Origin of the sequence: Nocardia noduli (genome assembly GCF_019038455.1) — a bacterium.
GTDB lineage: Bacteria > Actinomycetota > Actinomycetes > Mycobacteriales > Mycobacteriaceae > Nocardia > Nocardia noduli.
The window spans coordinates 1-23,545 of sequence record NZ_JAFMPL010000016.1 but is presented as its reverse complement, the minus strand read 5'-3'; the positions used below and the strand labels follow the sequence as shown (position 1 = coordinate 23,545).

The window sequence follows — 23,545 nt, the reverse complement described above, 5'->3', positions numbered from 1 at the left end:
TGCCGCTCGTTCTCCCGGTGCGTCCGCTGTGCGGCCGCCCGCTGTTGTCGCTGATCGCCTCGCCCCGCCCCCTTCCGACTGCCGCCTTCGGGCCGTCACCTTCGGTCTGTCACAGCCACCGTCCTTCCTGCCTTCGCGTGGAGTTCGCACGTGAGGTCGATTACCCAGGAGTTCCCCAGATGTCACGAAGTTTGTTCGTCCGAGCCACGGTGCTCGCGACGGCGGCGGCGATCGCCGCCGTACTGACCGGATGCGCGGCCTCCGGCAACCGGGTGACCGGGGCCGATGACAGCGCCACCCCGGTGGCGGGCGGCTCGTTGCGTTTCGCCGTGCTCGACGCTCCGGCGAATCTGGACCCGCATTCGGGCAGCTCCTACCCCGAATCGCTGATCACCAGCAATATCACCGACAAATTGACCTACCAGAATCCCGAGACCGGCGCGATCGAACCGTGGCTGGCGAAATCCTGGGAGATCGACGACCGGCTCACCGAATTCACCTTCCACCTGCGCGACGATGTGACCTTCAGCGACGGAAGCAGATTCACCGCGGATTCGGTCAAGGAGAATTTCGATCTGCTCGGGCGGGGTAACAAGGAACTCGGCATCATTCCGGTCACCGCCTACTGGGTCGGTTACCGCGACACCGTCGTCGTCGACCCGCTGACCGTGAAGGTGAGTTTCGACCGGCCGAATGCCGGTTTCCTCCAGGCACTCTCGCTCTACTTCTCCGGAATCGTCGGGCATTCCACACTGCAATTGCCCAAGGATCAGCGCGGGCTGGCGCGGAATCTCGTGACGACCGGACCGTTCACCGTCACCGAACACGTCTACCAGCAGAAGACCGTGCTGAAGAAGCGTTCCGGATACAACTGGGCGCCCGCGAGCCGCAAACACAGCGGCGAGGCCTATCTCGACACCGTCGAGATCGACGTCATCCCCGAGGCCGGGGTGCGGACCGGCTCGTTGCGGTCGGGCCAGGTGGACGCCATTCTGGATGTGAACAACACCGACGAGACCCCGCTGCGCAACGAGGGCTATCGCATCGTCCCCCAACTCATTCCGGGGCGCGATATCTCGCTGGATCTCAAGACCGATCTGTTCCCGACCAATGACCGCGCGGTCCGGGAAGCGGTCAAACTCGGTTGGAATCGCGACGCGCTGGCCAAGACGGTGCTGACCGACAGCTACAAGGTGTCGAGTTCGGTGATCTCCTCGCGGGTTCCCGGCTACGTCGATTTCAGCGCCGAACTGAAACAGGATCAGAAGAAGGCCGAGCAGATCCTGGAGTCGGCGGGCTGGACGAAGGGTTCGGACGGAATCCGGGTGGACAGGGACGGCAGGCGGCTCGAGTTGTCGCTGCTCGGAATCAACAACCTGGTCAACAACAAGCCCGCCTACGAACTGATCCAGCAGGATCTGCGCAAGATCGGCATCGATCTGAAGCTCAACGTGCTGCCCATTCCGGACTACACCGCGGCGGCGACCCAGCAGCAGCGCTGGAATATCCAGGTCGCCAATCAGAGTCGCGCCGATGTGGCGGTACTCGAGCAGGTGTATTCGCCGCAGTACGGCAACATGTCCAAACTCGCGCAGACCGATCCCCTCTACCAGCAGGCGATCACCGCACTCAGCGCCGTGAGCACGACACTGGACCCGAGCCGCCGGGCCGCCGCCGCCGAAGCGGCGCAACGGTTCCTGCTCGTGGATCAGGTGCTGACCGTCCCGGTCTACAACCCGGCCCAGGTGACCGCGGCCAGCCCCAAGGTGCACAACATCGGCTACGAGGCGCAGTCGCGCAATGTCTTCTACGACACCTGGATCGAGCCGAGGTAGTTCCCATGATCCGGTATGTGTTCGCCAAGCTGGGGCAGGCGGTCTTCGTGGTGTGGGGCGCCTACACCGTGACCTTCGTGCTGCTCTACGTGCTGCCCTACGACGCGGTCGACGTGCTGTTCGACCCGACCCAGGGCGATCTGATCACCGAGCAGGACAAGTCGAACGCCCGCGAGTACTACGGGCTGGACCAACATCTGATCGGCCAGTACCTGCACCGACTCTTCGACGCCGCGCAGGGAGATTTCGGGGCGTCGACCCGCAGCGGTGAACAGGTGTTGCCGCTGATGATGTCGGTGCTCCCGCAGACCGCGGCGCTGGCGGGTTTCGCCCTGGTGCTCGCCATCGTGATCGCTCTCGCGGTGGCGTTGACGGCGGGCTACGCCCGCACCCGCTGGGTCGCCGATCTGGTCGCCACCCTGCCCGCGGCGGGTGTCTCGGTGCCGGTGTTCCTGGTGGGATTGGCGCTGCTGCAAGTGTTCTCGTTCCAACTCGGCTGGTTCCCGCCGATCGGCAACGACGGGTTCGCCTCGCTGGTTCTGCCCGCGATCACCCTGGCCATTCCGGTCTCCGCGCCGATCGGGCAGTTGTTGATCAAGAATTTCGATTCGGGACTGCGATCCGGCTACGTCACGGTGTCGGTCGCCAAGGGAGCGACCAGGTTGTGGGTGCTGGTCCGCGAGGTGTTGAAGAACGCGGGCCTACCCGCGCTGACCATCGCCGGTGTCACCTTCGGCAATCTGCTCGCGGGCGCGGTGATCGTCGAAACCGTCTTCTCCCGTTCGGGTCTGGGCAGGCTGACCGAGACCGCCGTTCGCACCCAGGACGTTCCGCTCGTGCAGGCGGTGGTGGTCTTCGCCGCCGTGATCTTCGTGGCGGTGAATTTCGCGGTCGACCTCGTCTACCCGTTGCTGGATCCCCGGCTGCGGACCCGCCTGCGGACCGGGGTACCGGCATGACCGTTCTGGAGATACCCGCCGATACCACCCCCGTCGCCGTCGCCCAGCGGGTGCGTCGGGTGGCGCGCGCGGTCGTCGCGGCGCCGGGGCTGACGCTGTCCTGGCTGGTGATCGCCACCGTCGTCGCCTGGGCGCTCGCACCGTCCTGGTTCACCGCGTTCGATCCGAACGAAGGCGATTCGGACGCCAGCTTCCAGGCGCCGAGCCCGGCGCACTGGTTCGGCACCGACCGACTCGGCCGGGATCTGCTGGCCCGCACCATCCACGGCACCTCGACCACGGTGAGCGCGACCCTGATCGCGGTCGCCCTCGGTTTCGTGATCGGCGCGTCGATCGGGCTGTTCAGCGGATTCGTCGGCGGTCGGGTCGACGCGGTCGTCATGCGTTTCGTCGACGTGCTGCTCGCGATTCCCGCGTTGCTGCTCGCCATGACGGTGGTGACCGCGCTCGGCTACGGCACCCTCAATATCGCGGTGGCCGTGGGTATCTCGGCGGTGGCCGCGTTCGCGCGGGTGATGCGCTCGGAAGTACTCAAGGTGGCGCGCAGCGACTACGTCGAAGCCGCCTACGGTTCCGGCGCGGGTTTCGGGCGGGTGGTGTTGCGCCATGTGCTTCCCAATTCCGTCTCGGCGGTGCTGTCGCTGGCGGCGCTGGAATGCGGCACGGCGGTGCTCGCGGTCGCGGCACTCGGCTTCCTCGGCTACGGCGCACCGCCACCGGAGCCGGAATGGGGACTCGCGGTCGCCGAAGGCCGCGATTTCCTGGCGACCTACCCGTGGATCTCCATCCTGCCCGGTGTGCTGATCGCCGTAGTCGTGTTGTCCACCAACAGGATCGGCCGATCGCTAGGAGAGTTGTGATGAGCGCGAACGAACCCCTGCTCCGGGTCCAGGATCTGAGCGTGCGGTACGGGCCGAGGGCCGAGGACGCCGTCGACGGCGTGTCGCTGGTCGTGCGGCCAGGCGAATTCGTCTCCATCGTCGGCGAATCCGGATCCGGCAAGAGCACGACCATCCACGCCGCCCTGCATCTGCTGCCGCCGGGTGCGCGAGTACGTGCCACCGCACTCGAACTCGACGGCCGCGACATCACGGGGTGGAACGACCGCAAGCTGGCTCGGCTGCGCGGGCCGTTCGTCGGATTCGTGCCGCAGGATCCCGGCACCTCCCTCAACCCCGTCAAACGGGTGGGCACGCAGGTGCTGGAGGCATTGCGGTTGCATCGGCGGATGGCCTCGGGTCCGGGGCGGGATCTGGCCCTGGCCAAACTCGAGCTGGCGGGTCTGCCGGACCCGGAGCGCGTGTACGAGCGGTATCCGCACGAACTCTCCGGCGGAATGAAACAGCGTGTGCTCATCGCGATCGCCCTCGCCAACGATCCCGCGCTGCTGGTCGCCGACGAGCCGACCTCGGCGCTGGATGTGACGGTGCAGAAGGTCATCCTCGATCACCTGGCCGGGCTGCGGACCACGCTCGGCCTCGGGGTCCTGCTGGTCACCCACGATCTCGGCGTGGCCGCCGAACGTTCGGACCGACTGCTGGTGATGCAGCACGGTCGGATCGTGGAACAGGGCAGTGTCGAACAGATACTCACCGACCCCCGCGAGGAGTACACCCGCAAACTGGTCGAGACCGCGCCGTCGCGGCACAGTGTCCGATTGCGGCCCAGCCGGAAACGGGAGTCGGTCGCCGTGTCCGAGCCGTCCGGCCCGCCGTTGCTGAGTCTGCGGGGGCTGACCAAAACCTTCGGCTCGGCCGGATTCCGCGCCGCCGACGACGTCGGGATCGACGTCGCCGCCGGGTCGACCCACGCCATCGTGGGGGAGTCAGGGGCGGGGAAATCGACCGTCGCGCGTATCGCCGTCGGCTTCACCGCGCCCGACAGCGGTTCGGTCTGGTTCGACGGACAGCGGATCAGCGGGCGTTCGCGCAGGCAATGGCGGCCGGTGCGCCGCGGTATCCAGTTCGTGTACCAGAATCCGTACTCCTCACTCGATCCGCGATTCGACGTCGAACAGATCATCGCCGAACCGCTGGTGACCTTCGGTCTGGTGGACGGACGGGCGCGACGGCGCGAACGGGTGATCGAACTGCTGGATTCGGTGGCGCTCGAGCGCGCGCACCTGAGCCGCAAACCCGCCGAACTGTCCGGCGGGCAACGACAGCGGGTCGCGATCGCGCGGGCGCTGGCGGCCGGTCCCCGTGTGCTGGTACTCGACGAGGCGGTCTCGGCGCTGGACGTATCGGTGCAGGCGCAGATTCTGCAACTGCTGGTCGATCTGCAACACGAACAGGGGCTGACCTACCTGTTCATCACCCACGATCTGGGCGTGGTGCGACTGGTCGCCGACGAGGTCACCGTGATGCGCGCCGGTCGTGTCGTCGAATCGGGCGCCGTGGCCTCGGTTTTCGCCGCGCCGGAACACGAATACACCGAGCGCCTGCTGGCCGCGGTGCCCGGTGTCGGTGCCCGGACGTCCGAACTGGTTCGGGTCTGAGAGCGCCAGTGCCCACCGTGAGAACCGAATGAAATCCACCGGGGGACCCTCGCGCCGCCCGTACCCGACACGACACCGACAGGAAGGCGAACCGCCGATGACAGCCGTGGTAACCGAGCGGACCGCGCACGGACTCGACGACGCCGCGTTCACCGCGGCGCTGGCGGTGATCGCCGAACGCGCGGAGGAACACGACCGCACCGGGGCGTTCCCGTTCGCGGCCTTCCGCGCCCTGACCGAGATCGGCGCGCCCGCCCTGGTCGTGCCGACCGAATTCGGCGGTAGGGGAGCGGGGATCGCCGAAGCCGTCGAGGTGATCGAGAGGATCGGCGCCGCCGACCCGTCGGTCGGACTGATCCTGCAATGGAACTACACCAACCACCTCGGCCTGGCGCGCGCCGACAACCCGTGGCCCGCCGAACTGAAGGAACAGGTGTTCCGCTCGGCGGCCGAGTCCGGCGCGCTGATCAACGGCCTCGCGGTCGAACGCGAACTCGGCAGCCTCTCGCGCGGCGGTCTGCCCGCGACGACCGCCACCAGACTGGCCTCCGGCGACTGGCGTATCGACGGCGAAAAAGCCTATGCCACCGGCATTTCAGGGCTGAGCTGGTTCACGGTCACGACGACGACCGCGGAACCGAGGCCTCGGATCGCCACCTTCCTGCTCGACCGCTCCGCCACGAACTGGCGAATCGAGAAGACCTGGGACCACCTCGGACTGCGCGCCTCCGACACCCAGTCGGTGGTGTTCGAGGGCACCGTGGTGCCGCAGGCGCGTCTGGTGGAACTGCGCGATCCGGCCGACGGCGCCGGGAAACCACGCAGGCCGGGACGGCAGGCACTGCCGCTGCTGCTGGCCGCGAACTACAACGGCGTCGCGGTCGCCGCGCGGGACTGGCTGGTCCGCTACCTGCACACCAGGGTGCCCACCGCGCTGGGCGCGTCGCTGGCGACGGTGCCGCGCTATCACGATCGGGTCGGCGAGATCGAGGCGTGGATCCAGACCAGCCGCGCGCTGCTGCGCCAAGGCGTCGCCGCGCTGAGCGCCGACCCCGACGGTCCGCTGCCGGGGCTGGCCAAACACGTCGCCACCACCACCGCCATCCGCGTCACCGAATCCGCGCTCGACCTGACCGGCAACCCCGGCCTCGATCGGCGGTATCCGCTGGAACGGCACCACCGCGACGCCATGGTCGGCCGAATCCACACCCCGCAGAGCGATTTCGTGCTGGCGAACCTCGGTCGCGCCGCGATCGCGGCGGGCCGTGCCCCCCAGGAGAAACAGGTATGACCCGACGGCAGGTCCATCTGAACGTCAATATCCTCAACGCCGGTGTCTTCGGCGGGTCGTGGCGCTTCCCGGGCACCGACCCGGTCGCGAGTTTCACCCTCGACCACTACGTGCGCATCGCCAGGCGCGCCGAGGAGGCGACCTTCGACGCCGTCTTCCTCGCCGACGGTCCCGCGATCCGCGAAGACCTGCGCTACCGGCCCTTCAACAGCCTGGAACCCTCGGTGGTGCTGGCCGCGGTGGCCGCGGCCACCAGCCGGGTCGGGCTGATCGCGACACTGTCGTCGAGTTACAACCACCCCTACGATGTCGCCCGTCGATTCGCTTCGCTCGATCAGCTCAGCGGCGGACGTTCGGGCTGGAATGTGGTGACGACCGCGGGCACCGAGGCCGCGGCCAATTTCGGCTACGACGCCGAACCCGAACACGCCGCCCGCTACGAGCGCGCGGCCGAATTCGTCGAGGTCGTCCGGAAGCTCTGGAACAGTTGGGAACCCGACGCCCTGCTCGGCGACAAGGCGAATCACCGCTTCGCCGATCCGGACAAGATCCATCCGGCCGCGCACCACGGCGCCCGTTTCGATGTCGAGGGCGCGCTCAATGTGCCGCGTTCACCCCAGGGTGAGCCGGTGGTGGTACAGGCGGGCGCGTCCAAGGACGGGCGCGCGCTGGCGGCACGGGTCGGCGAGGTGATCTTCACCGCGGCTCAGACCGAGGACGAGGCCGACGAGTACTACCGCGACATCAAGTCACGCGCGGTGGCGCTGGGACGGCGTGCGGAGGACGTGGTCATCCTGCCGGGACTGTCCACGGTGATCGGCGCGACCGAGGCGCAGGCCGCCGAACGTCGCGAATTGCTCGCGGAACTGGTGCCGCCGGAATACGCGCTGGCCCGGCTGGCGAGCCAACTCGGCGTCGAGCAGGACGCCCTCGCGCTGGACTCGCCACTGCCGTGGCAGCTGCTCGCCGATCCCGACGAGGCGGGCGGATCGCAGACCTTCTACAAGATCGCGCTCGGCCTCGCGCGCCGCGAGAACCTGACCGTGCGGCAATTGCTGCGCCGACTCGGCGGCGGGGCCGGACACCGCATCGTCACCGGCACACCCGAACAGATCGCCGACGCCATCATCGACTGGGTCGACAAGGGCATCGCCGACGGATTCAACCTGATGCCCGATGTCCTGCCCGGCGGCTTCGACGATTTCGTCGACGGTGTCGTGCCGATCCTGCGTCGGCGCGGCGTCTTCCGCACCGAGTACTCCGGAACCACCCTGCGCGACCATCTCGGGCTTCGCACCCCGGAACATGTCGCGCGCGAGCACGAGGGAGCCGCGTGATGAGCCGACGACTACGGTTCTTCGTCAATATCGGCAGCGCCGGATATCACCGGGCCGCATGGCTGGAACCGGGACTGCCCGCCGACGCCTTCATCCGGCTCGACCACTACCGGCGTGTCGCCGAGATCGCCGAGCGCGGCGCACTCGACGGGCTGCTCTTCCCCGATATCCCGGTCCAGCAACCCGGCATCGCCCGGGCGCCCGCAGCCACCCTCGACCCGATCCTGCTCGCGGCCGCGCTGTCGGTCTCGACCGAGCGGATCGGACTCGTCCCCACCGCGACCACCTCGCTGAACCTGCCCTACAACCTCGCGCGCCGTATCCTCTCGCTCGATCACGCGACGGGCGGGCGGGCCGGATGGAACGTGGTCACCACCTTCGAGCCGAATGCCGCGCGCAACTTCGGGATTCGTCAGCTGCCCGAACGCGACGAGCGCTACCAGCGTGCCGCCGAATACGTCGAACTCACCGGAAAGCTCTGGGACAGCTGGGAAGCCGACGCGATCATCGGCGACCAGGAGTCCGGCCGGTTCGCCGATCCCGAACGGGTGCACGCGGTGCGCCACCGCGGTGAATTCTATTCGGTGGCGGGGCCGTTGAACGTCACCCGGTCGCCGCAGGGCAGACCCGTCCTCGTGCAGGCCGGCGCCTCACCGCAGGGCAGGGCCTTCGCGACCGCGCACGCCGAGGTGATCTACACGACCCAGCTGAGTCTGTCCGCCGCACGGGAATTCACCGAGGAGATCCGCGCGACGGCCACCTATTCCGGTCGCGACGGTGAGGCCATCCGAATCCTGCCCGGCCTGATCCCGGTACTCGGCGCGACCGAGGCCGAAGCTCGCGACCGCTTCGACGAACTCCAGGGCAGGCTGCACCCCGACAGTTCGCCGGTTCGGGAACTGGCCGCCTGGCTCGGCTACCCGGACGCCGAGATCGATCTGGACGCGCCGCTGCCACAGCGGCTGACCGTCCTGCCCGAGGGACGAATCGGTCCGCAGGGTTTCTTCACCTCGCTGACCAGGTACGCCACCGAGACCGGCTATCCGGTGCGGCGCCTGCTGACCGAATTCCTCGGCGGGCACCGGGTGGTGGCGGGAACCCCGAAATCGGTGGCCGACCACATCGAATTGTGGTTCCGCAACGCCGGGATCGACGGCTTCACGATCATTCCCGCGGTGCTGCCCTCGCACCTGGAGGATTTCGTCGACCAGGTGGTCCCGGAGCTGCGCCGTCGCGGGCTGTTCCGTCACGAGTACGAGCACGAGACCCTGCGCGGCCACCTCGGTCTGCCCGAACCGGCGAATTCGTTTGCCCGCGAGACAGTTTCCACGACGAGAAAGTGACGGATCCGACGATGACACATCGCTATCTGGGCCGGACCGGAGTCCTGGTCAGCCCGCTCACCCTGGGCGCCATGAATTTCGGCGCCTGGGCCAACCGCGACCACGACGACGCCGCGCGGATCATCCACCGGGCACTCGACGCGGGGATCAACGTGGTCGACACCGCCGACGTGTACTCCCAGGGTGAGAACGAGGAGATCGTCGGCAAGGCGCTGGCCGGTCGCCGCTCGGAAGTGGTGCTGGCCAGTAAATTCCACGGCCAGATCGGGACCGATCCCAATACCAGGGGTAATTCTCGGCGCTGGATCGTGCGCGCGGTGGAAGACAGCCTGCGCCGTCTCGGCACCGATCACCTGGACCTCTACCAGGTGCACCGACCCGACCCCGAGGTGCCGATCGAGGAGACCTTGCGCGCACTCGACGACCTCGTCGCCGCGGGCAAGATCCGCTACTACGGCACCACCACCTTCGAACCGCACCAACTGGTCGAGGCGCAGTGGGTCGCCCAGGATCGCAACCTGAACCGGCCGGTCACCGAACAGCCGCCGTATTCGATTCTCGCCAGGGGCGCGGAGCGGGCCACCCTGCCGATCGCGCAACAGTACGGCCTCGGGGTCCTGACCTGGAGTCCGCTCGCGGGCGGGTGGCTGTCCGGGAGATACCGGGCGGGGGAGACCGCGACCGAATCCAGCCGGATCGACCGCCAGCCGCACCGTCACGATCCGGAACTGGCCGCCAACCAGCGCAAACGGGCCGCCGCCGAGGAACTGGCCAAACTCGCCGACGACGCGGGTCTGACGCTGGTCCACCTCGCGCTGGCCTTCGTCCTCCAGCATCCCGCGGTGAGCACCGTCATCATCGGCCCGCGCACCCTCGACCACCTGGAAACCCAACTCGGGGCGGTCGACGTGCGCCTGGATGCCGAGATCCTCGATCGCATCGATCAGATCGTCGCGCCCGGGGTGACGATCAGCCCCGCGGACGAGGGCTATCTGCCGCCTTCGCTCACCGATGCCGCCACCCGCCGCCGCGACCCCGCAGGAGTTCTCCGATGAGCCTGTCCGACCTTCGTCCGCTCGGCCGCACCGGTGTGCGGATCAGCCCTTACGTGCTGGGCGCCATGAATTTCGGCACGCGCGGCAGCACCACCCACGAGGAATCCGTAGCCCTGATCCATCGCGCGCTCGACGCCGGGATCAATGCCATCGATACCGCCGACACCTATTCGCGCGGGGAGTCGGAGGTGATCGTCGGCAAGGCGCTGCGCGGTCGTCGCGACACCGTGATCCTGGCCAGCAAATTCCACAATGCCGTCGACGATGATCCGACCCACCGGGGCAACTCCCGGCGCTGGATCGCGCGCGCCGTGGAGGATTCGCTGCGCCGACTCGACACCGATCATCTCGACCTCTACCAGGTGCACCGGCCCGAATCGGTGACCGCGATCGAGGAAACCGTCGGCGCGCTGGACGATCTGGTGCGCGCGGGCAAGATCCGCTACTACGGCACCTCGGCCTTCTCGCCCGCCGAACTCGTCGAAGCGCAGTGGGTCGCCGACCGACGGAAACTGAATCGTCCCGCGACCGAACAGGTTCCGTATTCGCCGCTGGTACGCGGTATCGAACGCGAAACCCTGCCCGTCGCGCGCAAATACGGACTCGGCGTGATCACCTACGGTCCGCTGGCCGCGGGCTGGCTGTCCGGGAAATACCGGATCGGCGCGCAGCAGCCGCATTCGCACCGGACCGACCTGATCCCGGGACGTTTCGACATCGACTCACCGAACAACGCCACCAAACTCGCCGCCGCCGACGCGCTCGCGGAACTCGCCGAACAGTCGGGGCTGTCGCTGATCGACCTGTCCGTCGGCTTCGTGCTCGCCCACCGTGACGTCACCGCCGCCATCATCGGCCCGCGCACCGGGGAGCACCTCGACGCCTACCTGCGCGCCGCCGAGGTGACCCTCGGAGCGGACGTGCTCGACCGCATCGACGAAATCGTCGCGCCGGGCACGATCTTCAGCGAACGCGATACCGGTGCGATTCCCCGCGCCCTCGCCGAACCCGCCCTGCGCAGGTCGGTGGTCCCGGCGCGATAGTTCCCCGCAGCGGTGGCGGCGGCCGTCATCCACGCTGACCTGCGCGGACGACGATCCCGAGGCGAAACCCCGTGACAGGGTGGCATTCGCCACATCGCCGGTGCCGTAGATCCCGGTCGCGAGTGGGTAAGCGACTGCCTGTTGCGAGTCGACGACGAGTGGTCACGGCCGCGTATCGCGGCGCGGCGGTGACCACGGGAGGAGTTCGAACTCTTGGAGGAAGTACTACGGCCACTCATCGTCGTGGCGGGAACCGTCGCGGTCACCGTGATCGCGGGCCTGTTGATCGACCGACTGCTGCGCCTGGGCGCACGCCGTCATCCCGATACCCACCTGCCGCTGCTGCTGCTGCGAAGACTCCAGTTGCCCCTGCAACTGCTGCTGGGAACGCTGGCGTTGCAGGCGACCTATCCGCTGGCGCACCTGGACCCGCACCAGGACACCTTCATCAGGAAAATGCTCGCCGCGGTGACGATCATCGCCGTGGCCTGGCTGGCGATCCGCGCCGCGGACGCGGTGGCGGAGAATATGCTGCGCCGCTATTCCCAACGGACCAGCGAGATCTCGCGCGTGCGGCAATTGCGCACCCAGCTCGGTCTGGTGCGTCGCATCGTCACCTCGGTGCTGGTGGTCACGACGGTGGCGGTGGCGATTCTGCTGCTGATCCCCAGTATGCGGGCGCTGGGCACCTCGATGCTGGCCTCGGCGGGTGTCATCGGCATCATCGCCGGTGTCGCGGCCCAGTCGACGCTGAGCAATCTCATGGCCGGGTTGCAGATCGCCTTCGGCGATTCGGTCAAGATCGGTGACACCGTGGTGGTCGAGGGCGAATGGGGTGTGGTCGAGGAGATCACCCTGGCCTTCCTCACGGTGCGGATCTGGGACGACCGCCGACTGACCATGCCGGTCTCCTACTTCAACAGCAAACCGTACGAGAACTGGTCACGCGGCGGCGCGCAGATCACCGGCACCGTCTACCTGCATCTCGACCACAGCACGCCGATCACGCTGTTACGCGAACACCTGCACGAGTACCTGCGTGAACGCCGGGAATGGGACGGCCGTTCCTGGGGTCTTGTCGTCACCGACAGCACGCCGACGAATATCGTCGTGCGGGCCACCATGTCGGCCGCCGACGCCGACGACGTGTGGGATCTGCGCTGCGCCGTCCGCGAGGAACTGCTCGGCTGGCTCGGGCGCACCCATCCGCAGGCGCTGCCCAAGATTCCGACCGCACTGGCCGGACCGTCCGACGGCGACTACCGGATGGCGATGAGCGCCAACGGTTCCGGTGGTGAATCCGACGAATGACGTGCGGCGCTACCGGAACTCGCGGTAGAGCTCGGGCAGGAACCCTGCGAGGTGGTTCATCTCCTGACCGCAGTGCAGCAGCAGATCCCGCGCCGCGTCCAGATCGGCCGCGATATCCCTCGGATCGACCGAGGGGCCGCGGCCGACGGCGTCGGCGGCCCTGGCCAGGTCCGGGACCCGCAGACTCCACATATTGAGGTAGAAGCGACTGCGCATCTCGCATCCGCCTGCGACCGGCCTGACCTGGTGGGCCAGCCAGCCGACGTCCAGCGGGGCGACACTGCTGCCGACCCGGCCGAAGACGACGGTCTGTCCTTCGGGGACGTCGAATCCGTGCACGATCGGGTCCTGGAACGCGATGGCAAGCTGTTGCAGTTTTGGGCCGATGTACTCGTCGACGTAGGAGATGTTGCCGACGTATCGTTCGCGGTCCGGCAGCGGTGCCGCGGTGCGGTCGGCGGCGATGGCCGCGTACAGGTGCGCGTCGGGATGCCACAGTTTGTAGCGCGCCGATTCCGAGGAATGCCAGCCGAACCACCAGTCCCACATGGCGGCGGTGACACGGGGCATCTCGGTGCGCACCGCGACCCATGCCTGGCCGGAAGCCGTGTGCCCGTACCCGGTTTCGATCGGCGACGATCCGGTCGCGGCGAGATCGGCGCGCAGCGCCGAGAAGTCGGGGATGTCGGCGGCGGCCGTCGGCGGCCCGGCGTAGGCGGCCGATACCGGCGCGGGTTCGCGCGCGGTGCGGTCGGCCATGTATTTCGCGTACGGCCGGGTGCGATCGTGCTCGGAGTAGCCGCGATATCTGGTATTCGGTGAATCGGGTTCGGCATTCGCCGCGCCGACGCCGGTGACCATCGCGCCCGCCACGGCGGCTCCGAGGGAAAGTGTCACTCTGCGTGTCAGGTACCGCTGTCTCGCCACCCGACGAGATTAGCCAGGCCGGGCGGACGACGACAGGAGTTACCAACAGTTCACAACGGGACCGTCCGTGGCGCCGCACTTCTCGGAGACATGTCACTGGCACGACGTCCGCCCGGCAGTCGTGCTACCGGGCGGGTCTGCCGTGGCGCCCGGGACTATTTGTGCGGAACGGCCGTGACCAGGCCGCCGTCCACGATGAATTCCGAGCCGGTGGAGTAGGAGGATTCGTCACTGGCGAGGAACAGGACGAAGGTGGAGACCTCCTCCGGTTCGGCGGGGCGGCCGAGCGGGATCGTCACCAGGTCGTCGGGGATATTCGCCGTCATGGGGGTGCGGATCAGCCCCGGATGCAGTGAGTTCACCCGGATCTTGTGCGGCGCGAGTTCCAGCGCGGCCGATTTCGCCAGCCCGCGCACACCCCACTTCGAGGCCACGTAGCCGTGCGCCCACGGCGCGCCGCGCAGACCCTCGATGGAGGAGACGTTGATGATCGAACCGCCGCCCGCCGTGATCATCGGTTCGACGACCGCGCGGATACCGAGGAATGTGCCGGTGAGGTTCACATCGAGGATCTTGCGCCACTTGTTCAGGTCGAAACGTTGCAGCGCGCCGCCGTTGATGATGCCCGCGTTGTTCACCAGGACGTCGACCTTGCCGAATTCGCGCACCGCCTCCTCGACGGCGGCGGTCCAGTCGTCGGGCTCGGTGACGTCGAGGTGGACGTAGCGCGCGGCCTCGCCCAGGGATTCGGCCAGCGCTTTGCCTTCGTCGTCGAGGATGTCGCCGATGACGACGCGCGCTCCCTCCGCCACGAGCAGGCGCGCGTGCGCCGCGCCCATTCCCTGCGAACCACCGCTGATGATTGCGACTTTGCCATCTACACGTCCCATGAACCTCACGCTAGCATACGAACTGGAACGTGTTCCAGACACTTGTCCGGAACAATGGGATCTGCGGAACCGTCCGCCGATTCGTCGGAACTTTCCAGGAGGAGCTCCCGAATGTCTGTCCGAGTAGCGCACGTCGGCACCGGCAATGTCGGCAGGTTGGCGTTGGCCGGAATTCTCACGCACCCGGAACTCGAATTGACCGGGGTGTGCGTGTCGACCGAGCACAAGGTGGGCAAGGACGCCGCCGAACTCGCCGGACTCGACACCGACACCGGCATCGTCGCGGTCGGCGATCTGGACGAGGTGCTCGCCACGCGACCCGACTGCGTCGTGTACTGCGCGATGGGCGACACCCGGTTGCACGAGGCCATCGAAGACTGCCGCCGGATCCTCGCCGCAGGGGTGAATGTCGTCGGTTCCGCGCCGGGACTGCTCCAGTATCCGTGGGGTGTGCTGCCGAAGAAATACCTCGCCGGTATCGAAGAGGCGGCGGCGCAGGGGAACGCGAGCCTGTTCATCACCGGGGTCGACCCGGGCTTCGCCAACGATCTGATCCCGCTCGCCTTCGCGAGCACCTGCCAGCGCATCGAACAGGTGCGGTGTATGGAAATCGCCGACTACGCCACCTACGACGGGTCGACCGTCATGTTCGACGTGATGGGTTTCGGCAAATCGCTCGACGAGGTGCCGATGCTGTTGCAGCCCGGCGTGCTGAGTATCGCGTGGGGGCCCGCGATCAGGCAGTTGGCGGCCGGTCTCGGCATCATGATCGACGAGATCACCGAAACCTACGAGCGGGTGCCCGCCGACGAGCCGTTCGACATCGCGGTCGGCACCGTCCCGCGCGGTGGGGTCGCGGCGCTGCGTTTCGAGGTGATCGGACTGGTCGGCGGACATCCGGCGATCGTCATCGAGCACGTCACCCGCCTGCGCGACGACCTGTGCCCCGACTGGCCGCGCCCCGCGCAGCCCGGTGGCTCGTACCGGGTCGAGATCACCGGCGAACCGTCCTACGGGGTCGACATCTGCCCGACCAGCCTGGTGGGCGACCACAATCACGCGGCGATCGTGGCCGCGGCGGGACGGATCGTCAACGCGGTGCCCGCCGTCGTGGCCGCGGCCCCCGGTATCCGCACCACCCTCGACCTGCCGTTCATCACCGGAAAAGGGGTGTTCACCGTGCCCGCCGCGTCCCAACCGGTCGGATAGCCGGTCGCGCTTCGGGCGCGCCCGCGCACCGCGGCCGCCGTCGTCCATGCGGTGGATGACGGCGGCCCGATCAGGTCAGCGCCAGATAGGCGGCCAAGCCGACCCCGCAGATCGCCACCGCCACCCGCACGACAGTCGGCGGCAGCACCTTGACCACCGGCGGTCCGCACCATCCGCCCGCGAACGCGCCGATCGCCATCGCGGCGGCCGCGAGCCAGTGCACCGGACCGAAGAGCGCGAAGCCGATCGCCGCGACGAGGTTGGCGACCACCGTCAGATAACTCTTCAGAATGCTGGCCCGCCAGATGTGCTCGGACGTGCAGACCAGGATCAGCGCCAGGAACATCACACCGACGCCCGCGCCGAAATAGCCGCCGTACACCGCGATCGCCATCATGCCCAGCGGATACAGGCGCGGGAACTCCCGATCGCCCGCCAGTTCGCGCAGCTTGGGTTGCAGCAGCAGGCTCACCGACGCCGCCGCGAGTAGGAACGGCACCGCGATCTCGAACGCGTCGGCCGGGGTGAGCAGCAACAACGCCGCACCCGCGATCCCGCCCGTCGCCGAACAGGCTGCCCAGAGCACGAGTTTGCGGCCGTCCTTGGCCAGCGCCGCACCCGAATTCGCGGTGGAGCCGACCCCGACCGCCACCATCGCCACGGTATTGGTGACATTGGCGGCCACCGGCGGCAGGCCCGCGGCCAGCAACGCCGGATAGGAGATGAGCGAGGCGATTCCGGTGACGTACCCGACCAGGCCCGCGAAGAATCCCGCGACGACGACCAGAAGGAAGGTGAGCACAGTCAACGCGGATTCTCCGGTGTTCGATGGGCGGATCACGGCGAAGGCCCCGCACCTCGGGATCACCGAGTGGCGGGGCCTCCTGCGCTGGGAACTATACGGGCGGGTAACCGGAGGGCCGCCCTCGGCCGTTCGAGTGCGCGGCGATCGGTCATGCACGCGGATCGCGCGGTGTGACGCAGTCGATCGATCCTCGCCGTCGACGGCGCCGAATGGGTAGATGAGCGTCCCGCTCGCCGCCTCGTTTCCCCGCGCACGGCCGTCTTCCGCTGTCGCGCGCGCACGGATGAACGCGGACAGTTCCGCGCGGGGTGCGGATCGACCGCGCTGATCCGGTTCCGTGATCGTCCCTGCCGTCGAATGTTCGAACTCCCTCGGCACGGCCGGTGACGTCCCTCTATCGCGCGGGCACCTGCCGAACGCACCTGACCTGAGGAGATTCCCGATGATTCGGGTACACACCGCTCTGCTTGCCTGTGCCGCGACAGCCTGTGCGGTCGCCGCCGCTCCGGCCGCCCAGGCCGCCGTCCTGATCGACTCGCCGACGAGCACCACCGTGATCCTGACCCCCGCCGAAGCCTCCGCCCTCTCGGTCGGAAATATCGGCGGCATCCTCGGCCAACTGCCACCGACCTTCACCCCCGAGGCGAAGACCAGCCTCGGCCACACCCTCACCCGCCTGGCCGGACAGGCCGCCGCCGACCAGCACTCGACGATGATCATCGTCATCGAAGGCCCGCTCACCGGACCGACGGCGGTATCGGTCGGCGTCCTGTCCTGAACGGGCGATTCGGGGGCGGCGGCATGGAAATCACTGGTAGAGGATGCTTTTGCCGCCCCGATTCGCTTCAGATGCAGTCGCAGCCGTGACGGGCGAGCCGCCCACCACCGTTCGGAAACACTCCGGACCGACCACCCTTCCGAATCGGTCCGGGGCCGCCTCCGGAATAGAAGGCGGGAGGTTCCAACGACGCGGAGGTCTGCGGCGCACCGTAAGGAGCCGACATAGACCAACGCTGTTGATCCGAGGTCGGGCGAGGTCGATCAGTATCTCCAGTTCTGGATGAATTCATAGAGCGTGGAACCGATTTCACGTATCGAGTGGACACCGTGGGTGTGGTAGGCATCGATCACGGCCGACACCTGGGGGTCATCGTCGGTGGCTCGGGCGTATTCTTCGAGCGAGTGAGCCGATTCCAACGCCGGTGCCGGACAGAAGCCCCACTCGGCCGGGACGGATTCGCTCGCCGCGCTCAGCACCTCCGCGATGGAGAAAAGCCACGAGTAGGCCCAGCCGCCCAGGTCGCCGTAGTCGCGGTCACCGCCGATCGGCAACACGTCGCTGTCGGGAATCACGGCGTTCATCACAACTACCGGCAGTCCCGAAGCCGGTGTGCGCGCCGAGTCCGGAGCGAGTGTGCGGCGATCCAGCGATAGTCGACCATCGATCTCCACCCCTTTGTGGTTGGTGCGTGGTCAGCGGTGATTCGCGTGGAGCCGCGATGCGGATCGGACATCGTGCGAAAAAGCGATAAACGCCGTTCACGAGGGTGATCGGCAGCCGTGACGGCGGAGTGAAGGACGCTTTCGTCGGTTGTCCGGCCCAGGTTTGTCGCGCGGCAACCGTCATCGCCGTGCTGGATGAGGTCCACCGCAAGCAATCCGCCCGGGGACGTCCCGACGGCCTACAAGTTCTCGCGAACCTGCGCGACGTCATCGAAAACCGCATCCTCGAAGTGGACGATCGAGACAGTGATCGTGCCCTCGGCAGTTGTGTTCTGATGGGTGCTGCCGAGCCGATTCCGTGTATCGGCAGCCCTGGTGAGAGTGTCGGTGTTGCCGTCCGACAGAGGAGATCGATCGCATTCAGCTGATCTACGGCAACTCCTCCACCTGCTCGTCAACGGCCGGGCTCGGTGCTGCCGGCCAACTCGTGCAGGTAGTTCGTGGTCTCGGCGTCGCCCGGAAAGTACGCCGCGAAGCCGCGCCGGGCCAGTTCCTTCCCACCACGGTGTCGAGCTGACGTTGTTCAGCACGGTGACGACCTTCGGCACCGCCCACGAGCGGACCGGACGTTCCATGTTGTCGCTGTCGGCCAGGACTCGGGGCGTCGTGCGCTTTCCGTCTACCGCGGCTGGTTGTCGATGATGGCTTGCACGGCTGCTCCGTAGCGGGTGATGAGGGTTTCGGGATCGATGGTTTCGGGGCCGAGCAGACCGAGGTGGCGTAGTCCGGCGGCGAGGCCGAGGAGTTCGAGGATGACGAGTTGGGCCCGGACGCGGTGTTCGGTGGTGTCGTCGATGCGGTGGGCGATGGCGTCGAGGTAGCGGTTGCGGGTGGCGGTGCGGGCAGGTGCGGGGTCGGCGGATTCGTGGATGAGCAGGGGAGCCATGGCCCACGGCTCTGGTTCGTCGTTGTCGCGTCGGTCGACGATGCGACGTACCAGTTGCATGCCGATCGGTTCTTCGGCGGGCGGTGGTTCTTCCAGTCCGGCTGCCGACGGGTCGGCGGCGGCGAAGAGTTCGGCTTTGCTTCCGGTCAGTTTCATGACCAGTGCGGGGGAGCAGCCTGCCGCGGCGGCGATGTCCTTGATGGTGGTCGCGGTGTAGCCGCGGCGGGCGAACAGTTCACGCGCGGCGGCGACGACGGTTTCACGGGTGGAGGTTTCGCTCATCGGGCGCCGACCGGTTGTGGATCGTGTGCGAGATCGAAGTCGACCACGGAGGGACGGGTCAGGACGACGACGTGGCGGGTGGCGGTGCGACGGTCGGCGCCGAGCGCGGTGACCAGGTAGCGACCGCTGGGAGGTTGGGCGAGTTCGTAGCTGCCGTCTTCGGCGGTGACGGTGGCGGCGACGTATTCGCCGGTGGTCTTGACCAGGCTGACCACTGCGCCCGTGCAGGGGTCGGCGCCGACGGTGACGTGGCCGTGCAGACTCAGTTGTTCGGTGAGCAGCACGTGGTGGCGTTCGGCGTCGGTGGTGAAGTCGACCACCTGTGAGCGCGGTGCCCATCCGTCGGCGCTGGTGATCATCAGGTAGGGGCCGGGTGCGGGGAGTACGACGGTGAATTCGCCGGTGTGATCGGCGCGGCTCCAGTCGACCGGTTCGCCTGCGGTGTCGAGCACGGTGATGACCGCGTGGCGGATCGGTTGTCCGCCCGCGCGGTGAACGACGCCGGTGACCACCAGTTCGTCGGGTGGTTGTTGGTCGTCGGTCGTGGTGTCGGCGGTGTCGATGCGTGGGATGAACGACGCGACGGCCAAGGTCGCCAGGGCGGCGGTCGCGGCGAAGGCGAAGATGAGCTGGAAGGCGGTCAGCGACGGGTATTGCCGGTCGGCGACAGTGATGGTGACGGTGGTCAGCAGTGCGGAGATGAGGGCGCTCGAGATGGAGGTGCCGATCGATCGCATGAGGGTGTTGAGCCCGTTGGCCGAGGCGGTTTCGGTGATCGGGACCGAGCCCATGATGAGCATCGGCATGGCGGAGTAGGCGATCGCGGTGCCGACGGTGACGAGCATGGAGCCGAGCACGATCAGCGGAACCGACCCGGTGAGCAGTATCCGCAGCAGGTAGGCGAACCCGAGTAGGGCGGTGCCGGCGATCAGAGTGTGTTTGGCGCCGATGCGTTGGATCATTCGCGCCGAGACCGGTGCGAAGGCGACCATCATCAGTCCGGCGGGCATCATGCACAGCCCCGCCGTCAGTACCGAGAGGCCGAAGCCGTATCCGGTGGCGGTGGTCACCGCCAACTGCTGGGTGGTGGTCAGCATGTTGGCATACATCGAGATGCCACAGAGCAGGCCGCAGATATTGGTCAGCAGCACCGGTCTGCGGGCGGAGGTGCGTAGGTCGACCATCGGTTGTCCGACGCGGAGTTCGAACGGGAACCAGGCCGCGAAGGCGAGGATCGCGATCACCGCCGTGATCAGGGTCGGTGGGCTGGTCCACCCCCAGGTGCTGCCTTTGGAGATGGCCAGCAGCATGGCGACCAGTGCGATCGACAGCAATACCGCCCCGCCGAAGTCGAATCGTCCCGGGTTGCGGACCGCGGATTCGGGGACCACCAGCAGTACCGCGACGAACAGTACCGCCGCTGCCGCCGCCGACAGCCAGAAGATCGACTGCCAGCCCAGGTGCTCGTAGAGTATCCCCGGCAGCGGAAGTCCCAGTGCCGCACCGACTCCCAATGTCGCGCTCATGATGGCGGTCGCGCCGGCGACGCGGGCTTTGGGTAGTTCGTCGCGCAGGATCGCGATGCCGATGGGCACCAGCGCCGAGGCCAGCCCCTGAAGTCCGCGCCCGACCAGGACCGTCAGGAACGTTCCGCCGATCGCGGCGACCGCCGATCCGGCGACGATCGTGGCGAGGGAGACCAGCATCATCAGTCGTTTGCCGAACATGTCGGCCAACCGCGACAGGATCGGCGTGGCCACGGCGGCGGTCAGCAGCGTCACAGTGACGAGCCACGAGGCGCTGGCGTAGTCGACGTTCAGGATCCCGGGGAATTCGCCGAGCAGGGGAACGACCAGAGTGTGCTGTAGGGCAACCACCACGCCCGACATGCACAGCACGATCGTCAGGGCGCGACTCGGCGGCGATTTGACAGGACTGTGCACGAGGCCTCCGGTTCACAGGGATGGCCTCATTCATACCATCGAGGTGAACGTCCGTTCACCCCCGAGGTGGCTGAAACCTGTCGGAGAGCCGGCTCGATCGCGTCCGAGAGGCTGCTCGTCGGTCGGCGGGTTAAGTCAATCAGTTGACTTAAAGATTGCGCGGTAGTTAACTGAACGAATGAACGACCTGATTTCCGGAGGGGTCGTCACGGGAATCGGCGTAGTGAGCCGCGCGGACGCGCGCTGAAGCGGACTCGAATCCGCCCGATCCAGCGTGTTCAGAAAGGGAGACTCCGATGAAGATCACCGTCGATCAGGTCAAATGTGTCGGGGCCGGCCACTGTGTCATGCACGCGGGCGACGTGTTCGACCAGCGAGACGAGGACGGCATCGTCGTGCTCCTCGATGAAGCCCCGCCGCAGGAACTCGCCGAGGATATCCGCCAAGCAGCGGCGGTCTGTCCCGCCATGGCCATCCACATCGAGGAATGAATCGAGTTCTGCGGTGTCACCGCAGCCGAGTACTCAGGAGTGAACAGTGTCCGAAGCGTTGATCGACACCTCCGCCGTCGCCGAGATACCCGAGTATCCGATGCTCCGGTCCGGTGCGTGCCCCTTCGCGCCGCCGCCGGAGGCGATGGAATTGGGAAAGGTCAAGCCGCTCAATCGTGTTCGGATCTGGGATGGTAGTACGCCCTGGCTGGTGACCGGCTACGCCGAGTTCAAGGCTCTGATGTCGGATCCGAAGGTCAGCGTCGATCATCATGTCGAAGGATTCCCGGATTGGAACGCGGGGATGCGCGCGATCAAGGACAGCAGGCCGAAGTCGCTGTTCACCACCGACGGTGAGGAACACAGTCGGTTCCGCAGGATGCTGACCAAGCCGTTCACCTTCAAACGGGTCGACGCGCTGCGGCCGGTGATCCAGCAGATCACCGATGAGCACATCGATCGGATCCTCGCCGGACCGAAGCCCGCCGATCTGGTCGAGGGGCTGGCATTGCCGGTGCCGACGATGATGATCAGCGAGATGCTCGGGGTTCCCTACGGTGATCACGAGTTCTTCCAGAAGCACGCGGTGGTCAACGTGGATCGTTTCGCGACGCCGGAGCAGGCCGCTGCGGGTCGCGCCGGATTGGCGAAGTATCTGATCGATCTGATCAATCTGAAGCTGGACGAGCCGGGCGAGGATGTGGTCAGCGATATCGCCGAGCGGGTCCGCTCGGGGGAGATCACGATCCTGGAGGGCGCGCAGCTCGGCACCGGCGTATTGATCGCCGGGCACGAGACGAGCGCCAACATGATCTCCCTGGGTACTTTGGCGCTGCTGGAGAATCCCGAGCAGTTCGCGCTGCTGCGCGATACCGAGGATCCCAAGGTGGTGGCGAACGCGGTCGAGGAGTTGCTGCGCTATCTGGGCATCATCCAGAACGGCCAGCGGCGCGTCGCGGTCGGCGATATCGAGATCGCCGGTGAGACGATCCGTGCGGGCGAGGGGCTGATCTTCGATCTGTCTCTGGGCAACTGGGACGAGAAGGCCTGGGAGACACCGGAAAAGCTCGACCTCACCAGACCCGCGTCACATCATCTCGGCTTCGGCTTCGGTCCGCATCAGTGTGTGGGACAGCAGCTGGCCAGGGTCGAATTGCAGATCGTGTTCCGCACCCTGGTACGGCGGATTCCCACGCTACGTCTGGCGATTCCGTTCGACAAGGTCGAGTTCAAGCATGATCGTCTGGCCTACGGAGTGTATGAACTACCCGTGACCTGGTAACACGTGCGACGTCGTCCGAAGTCGCACGTAGCGGTTCGGACTTTTGAGTCAACCACTTGACTTGAACAAATGACAGTATTTGTGTGGATCACATCGAGCTGCCGGCGGCGGCCGTGGTCGCGGCGAAGGGAGCGCGGGTGGGTAGGTCGGTTCGTGCCGAGCGGGCGGGGTCGACGCGGGAAGCCATTCTGTCGGCTGCGGAACAGTTGTTCGCCGAGCGCGGGGTGGGAGCCGTGTCCAATCGTCAGGTGAGCGAGGCCGCGGGGCAGGGGAACAACGCGGCGGTGGGATATCACTTCGGTTCGAAGGCCGAGTTGGTGCGGGCGATAGTGCGTAAGCATCATGCGAATACAGAGCTGTTGTGTCGGGAGATGTTGGGCCGGGCCCGGGGATCCTCGGACCCGCGTGATTGGGTGGCGTGTCTGGTGCGTCCGGTGACCGACCATTTGGCCGGGTTGGGCGGAGTGAGCTGGTATGCGCGATTCAGCGCGCAATTGGTGTCCGACCCGGCGTACCGGGTGTTGTTGGCTGACGAGTCCCTGTCATCCAAGACGATTCAGTGCATCGTTTCCGGACTGCACGGCTGTCTGCCGGATTTGTCGCCGGAGTTGCAGCGGGAGCGTAATGCCATGGCGCGGTTGTTGATCGTGCATACC

22 protein-coding genes are annotated in these 23,545 nt (G+C 67.1%); 16 read left to right on the top strand and 6 right to left on the bottom strand.

What is annotated here, in order from left to right:
- Positions 1-179 precede the first annotated feature (179 nt).
- The 10 genes from JZ792_RS12345 to JZ792_RS12300 all read left to right on the top strand — a co-directional run bounded on the left by JZ792_RS12345 (position 180) and on the right by JZ792_RS12300 (position 12,671).
- Entirely contained in the window at positions 180-1,835 is a 1,656-nt protein-coding gene (locus tag JZ792_RS12345; protein WP_216910131.1) for an ABC transporter substrate-binding protein, read from the top strand.
- 5 nt (positions 1,836-1,840) lie between these two features.
- Positions 1,841-2,794 carry an ABC transporter permease gene (locus JZ792_RS12340; RefSeq protein ID WP_216910129.1) on the top strand — a complete coding sequence of 318 codons (954 nt, stop codon included), beginning with the start codon at positions 1,841-1,843 and terminating at the stop codon, positions 2,792-2,794.
- Positions 2,791-3,654 carry an ABC transporter permease gene (locus tag JZ792_RS12335; protein ID WP_216910128.1) on the top strand — a complete coding sequence of 288 codons (864 nt, stop codon included), beginning with the start codon at positions 2,791-2,793 and terminating at the stop codon, positions 3,652-3,654. The genes JZ792_RS12340 and JZ792_RS12335 overlap by 4 nt, the downstream gene beginning before the upstream one ends.
- Positions 3,654-5,291, top strand: a complete 1,638-nt coding sequence (locus tag JZ792_RS12330; protein ID WP_216910126.1) for a dipeptide ABC transporter ATP-binding protein — start codon at positions 3,654-3,656, stop codon at positions 5,289-5,291. Before JZ792_RS12335 ends, JZ792_RS12330 begins: the two co-directional genes overlap by 1 nt.
- A gap of 97 nt (positions 5,292-5,388) precedes the next feature.
- Complete coding sequence (locus JZ792_RS12325) at positions 5,389-6,582, top strand: acyl-CoA dehydrogenase family protein (protein ID WP_216910124.1); 1,194 nt, start codon at positions 5,389-5,391, stop codon at positions 6,580-6,582.
- Positions 6,579-7,919, top strand: a complete 1,341-nt coding sequence (locus JZ792_RS12320; protein ID WP_216910122.1) for an LLM class flavin-dependent oxidoreductase — start codon at positions 6,579-6,581, stop codon at positions 7,917-7,919. Before JZ792_RS12325 ends, JZ792_RS12320 begins: the two co-directional genes overlap by 4 nt.
- Entirely contained in the window at positions 7,919-9,262 is a 1,344-nt protein-coding gene (locus tag JZ792_RS12315) for an NtaA/DmoA family FMN-dependent monooxygenase (RefSeq protein WP_216910120.1), read from the top strand. Before JZ792_RS12320 ends, JZ792_RS12315 begins: the two co-directional genes overlap by 1 nt.
- Positions 9,263-9,273: 11 nt before the next feature.
- A complete protein-coding gene (locus tag JZ792_RS12310; protein ID WP_216910118.1) occupies positions 9,274-10,317 on the top strand; it encodes an aldo/keto reductase in 1,044 nt (347 codons plus the stop codon).
- A complete protein-coding gene (locus JZ792_RS12305) occupies positions 10,314-11,360 on the top strand; it encodes an aldo/keto reductase (protein ID WP_216910116.1) in 1,047 nt (348 codons plus the stop codon). The genes JZ792_RS12310 and JZ792_RS12305 overlap by 4 nt, the downstream gene beginning before the upstream one ends.
- A gap of 213 nt (positions 11,361-11,573) precedes the next feature.
- Positions 11,574-12,671: a mechanosensitive ion channel family protein gene (locus JZ792_RS12300; RefSeq protein WP_216910114.1), complete on the top strand. Its 1,098-nt coding sequence runs from the start codon at positions 11,574-11,576 to the stop codon at positions 12,669-12,671.
- Between the two features lie 9 nt (positions 12,672-12,680).
- On the opposite strand, the gene JZ792_RS12295 is transcribed toward JZ792_RS12300, so the two are convergent.
- A complete protein-coding gene (locus JZ792_RS12295) occupies positions 12,681-13,598 on the bottom strand; it encodes a DAPG hydrolase family protein (protein ID WP_308165271.1) in 918 nt (305 codons plus the stop codon).
- 155 nt (positions 13,599-13,753) lie between these two features.
- Entirely contained in the window at positions 13,754-14,488 is a 735-nt protein-coding gene (locus tag JZ792_RS12290; RefSeq protein ID WP_216910112.1) for a glucose 1-dehydrogenase, read from the bottom strand.
- A 111-nt stretch (positions 14,489-14,599) separates the two neighbouring features.
- Here JZ792_RS12290 and JZ792_RS12285 point away from each other — a divergent pair, with 111 nt between their 5' ends.
- The gene (locus JZ792_RS12285) at positions 14,600-15,697 is read left to right on the top strand and encodes an NAD(P)H-dependent amine dehydrogenase family protein (RefSeq protein ID WP_216910110.1); all 1,098 of its coding nucleotides are present in this window, start codon (positions 14,600-14,602) and stop codon (positions 15,695-15,697) included.
- A gap of 70 nt (positions 15,698-15,767) precedes the next feature.
- Here JZ792_RS12285 and JZ792_RS12280 read toward each other — a convergent pair whose 3' ends face one another.
- Positions 15,768-16,505 (bottom strand): sulfite exporter TauE/SafE family protein, encoded by a 738-nt coding sequence (locus tag JZ792_RS12280; protein ID WP_216910263.1) that lies wholly within the window; start codon positions 16,503-16,505, stop codon positions 15,768-15,770.
- A 439-nt stretch (positions 16,506-16,944) separates the two neighbouring features.
- Between JZ792_RS12280 and JZ792_RS12275 the strand changes: the two genes are divergently transcribed.
- On the top strand, positions 16,945-17,280 hold the full coding sequence (locus JZ792_RS12275) for a hypothetical protein (RefSeq protein WP_216910108.1): 336 nt from the start codon (positions 16,945-16,947) through the stop codon (positions 17,278-17,280).
- A gap of 263 nt (positions 17,281-17,543) precedes the next feature.
- Here the strand turns inward: JZ792_RS12275 and JZ792_RS12270 are convergent, their stop codons facing one another.
- Positions 17,544-17,864 (bottom strand): hypothetical protein, encoded by a 321-nt coding sequence (locus JZ792_RS12270; RefSeq protein ID WP_216910106.1) that lies wholly within the window; start codon positions 17,862-17,864, stop codon positions 17,544-17,546.
- 185 nt (positions 17,865-18,049) lie between these two features.
- On the opposite strand from JZ792_RS12270, the gene JZ792_RS12265 reads away from it, so the two are divergent.
- On the top strand, positions 18,050-18,373 hold the full coding sequence (locus JZ792_RS12265; RefSeq protein WP_216910104.1) for a hypothetical protein: 324 nt from the start codon (positions 18,050-18,052) through the stop codon (positions 18,371-18,373).
- Positions 18,374-18,624: 251 nt separating this feature from the next.
- Here JZ792_RS12265 and JZ792_RS12260 read toward each other — a convergent pair whose 3' ends face one another.
- Entirely contained in the window at positions 18,625-19,173 is a 549-nt protein-coding gene (locus JZ792_RS12260) for a TetR/AcrR family transcriptional regulator (protein ID WP_216910102.1), read from the bottom strand.
- On the bottom strand, positions 19,170-21,062 hold the full coding sequence (locus JZ792_RS12255; RefSeq protein WP_216910100.1) for an MFS transporter: 1,893 nt from the start codon (positions 21,060-21,062) through the stop codon (positions 19,170-19,172). The genes JZ792_RS12260 and JZ792_RS12255 overlap by 4 nt, the downstream gene beginning before the upstream one ends.
- A 350-nt stretch (positions 21,063-21,412) precedes the next feature.
- On the opposite strand from JZ792_RS12255, the gene JZ792_RS12250 reads away from it, so the two are divergent.
- The 3 genes from JZ792_RS12250 to JZ792_RS12240 all read left to right on the top strand — a co-directional run.
- Complete coding sequence (locus JZ792_RS12250) at positions 21,413-21,607, top strand: ferredoxin (RefSeq protein ID WP_216910098.1); 195 nt, start codon at positions 21,413-21,415, stop codon at positions 21,605-21,607.
- Between the two features lie 46 nt (positions 21,608-21,653).
- Positions 21,654-22,889, top strand: coding sequence for a cytochrome P450 (locus JZ792_RS12245; RefSeq protein ID WP_308165270.1), 1,236 nt, complete (start codon positions 21,654-21,656; stop codon positions 22,887-22,889).
- An 83-nt stretch (positions 22,890-22,972) separates the two neighbouring features.
- Positions 22,973-23,545: TetR/AcrR family transcriptional regulator (locus JZ792_RS12240; protein ID WP_308165269.1), on the top strand; the 573-nt coding region annotated here is incomplete at its 3' end.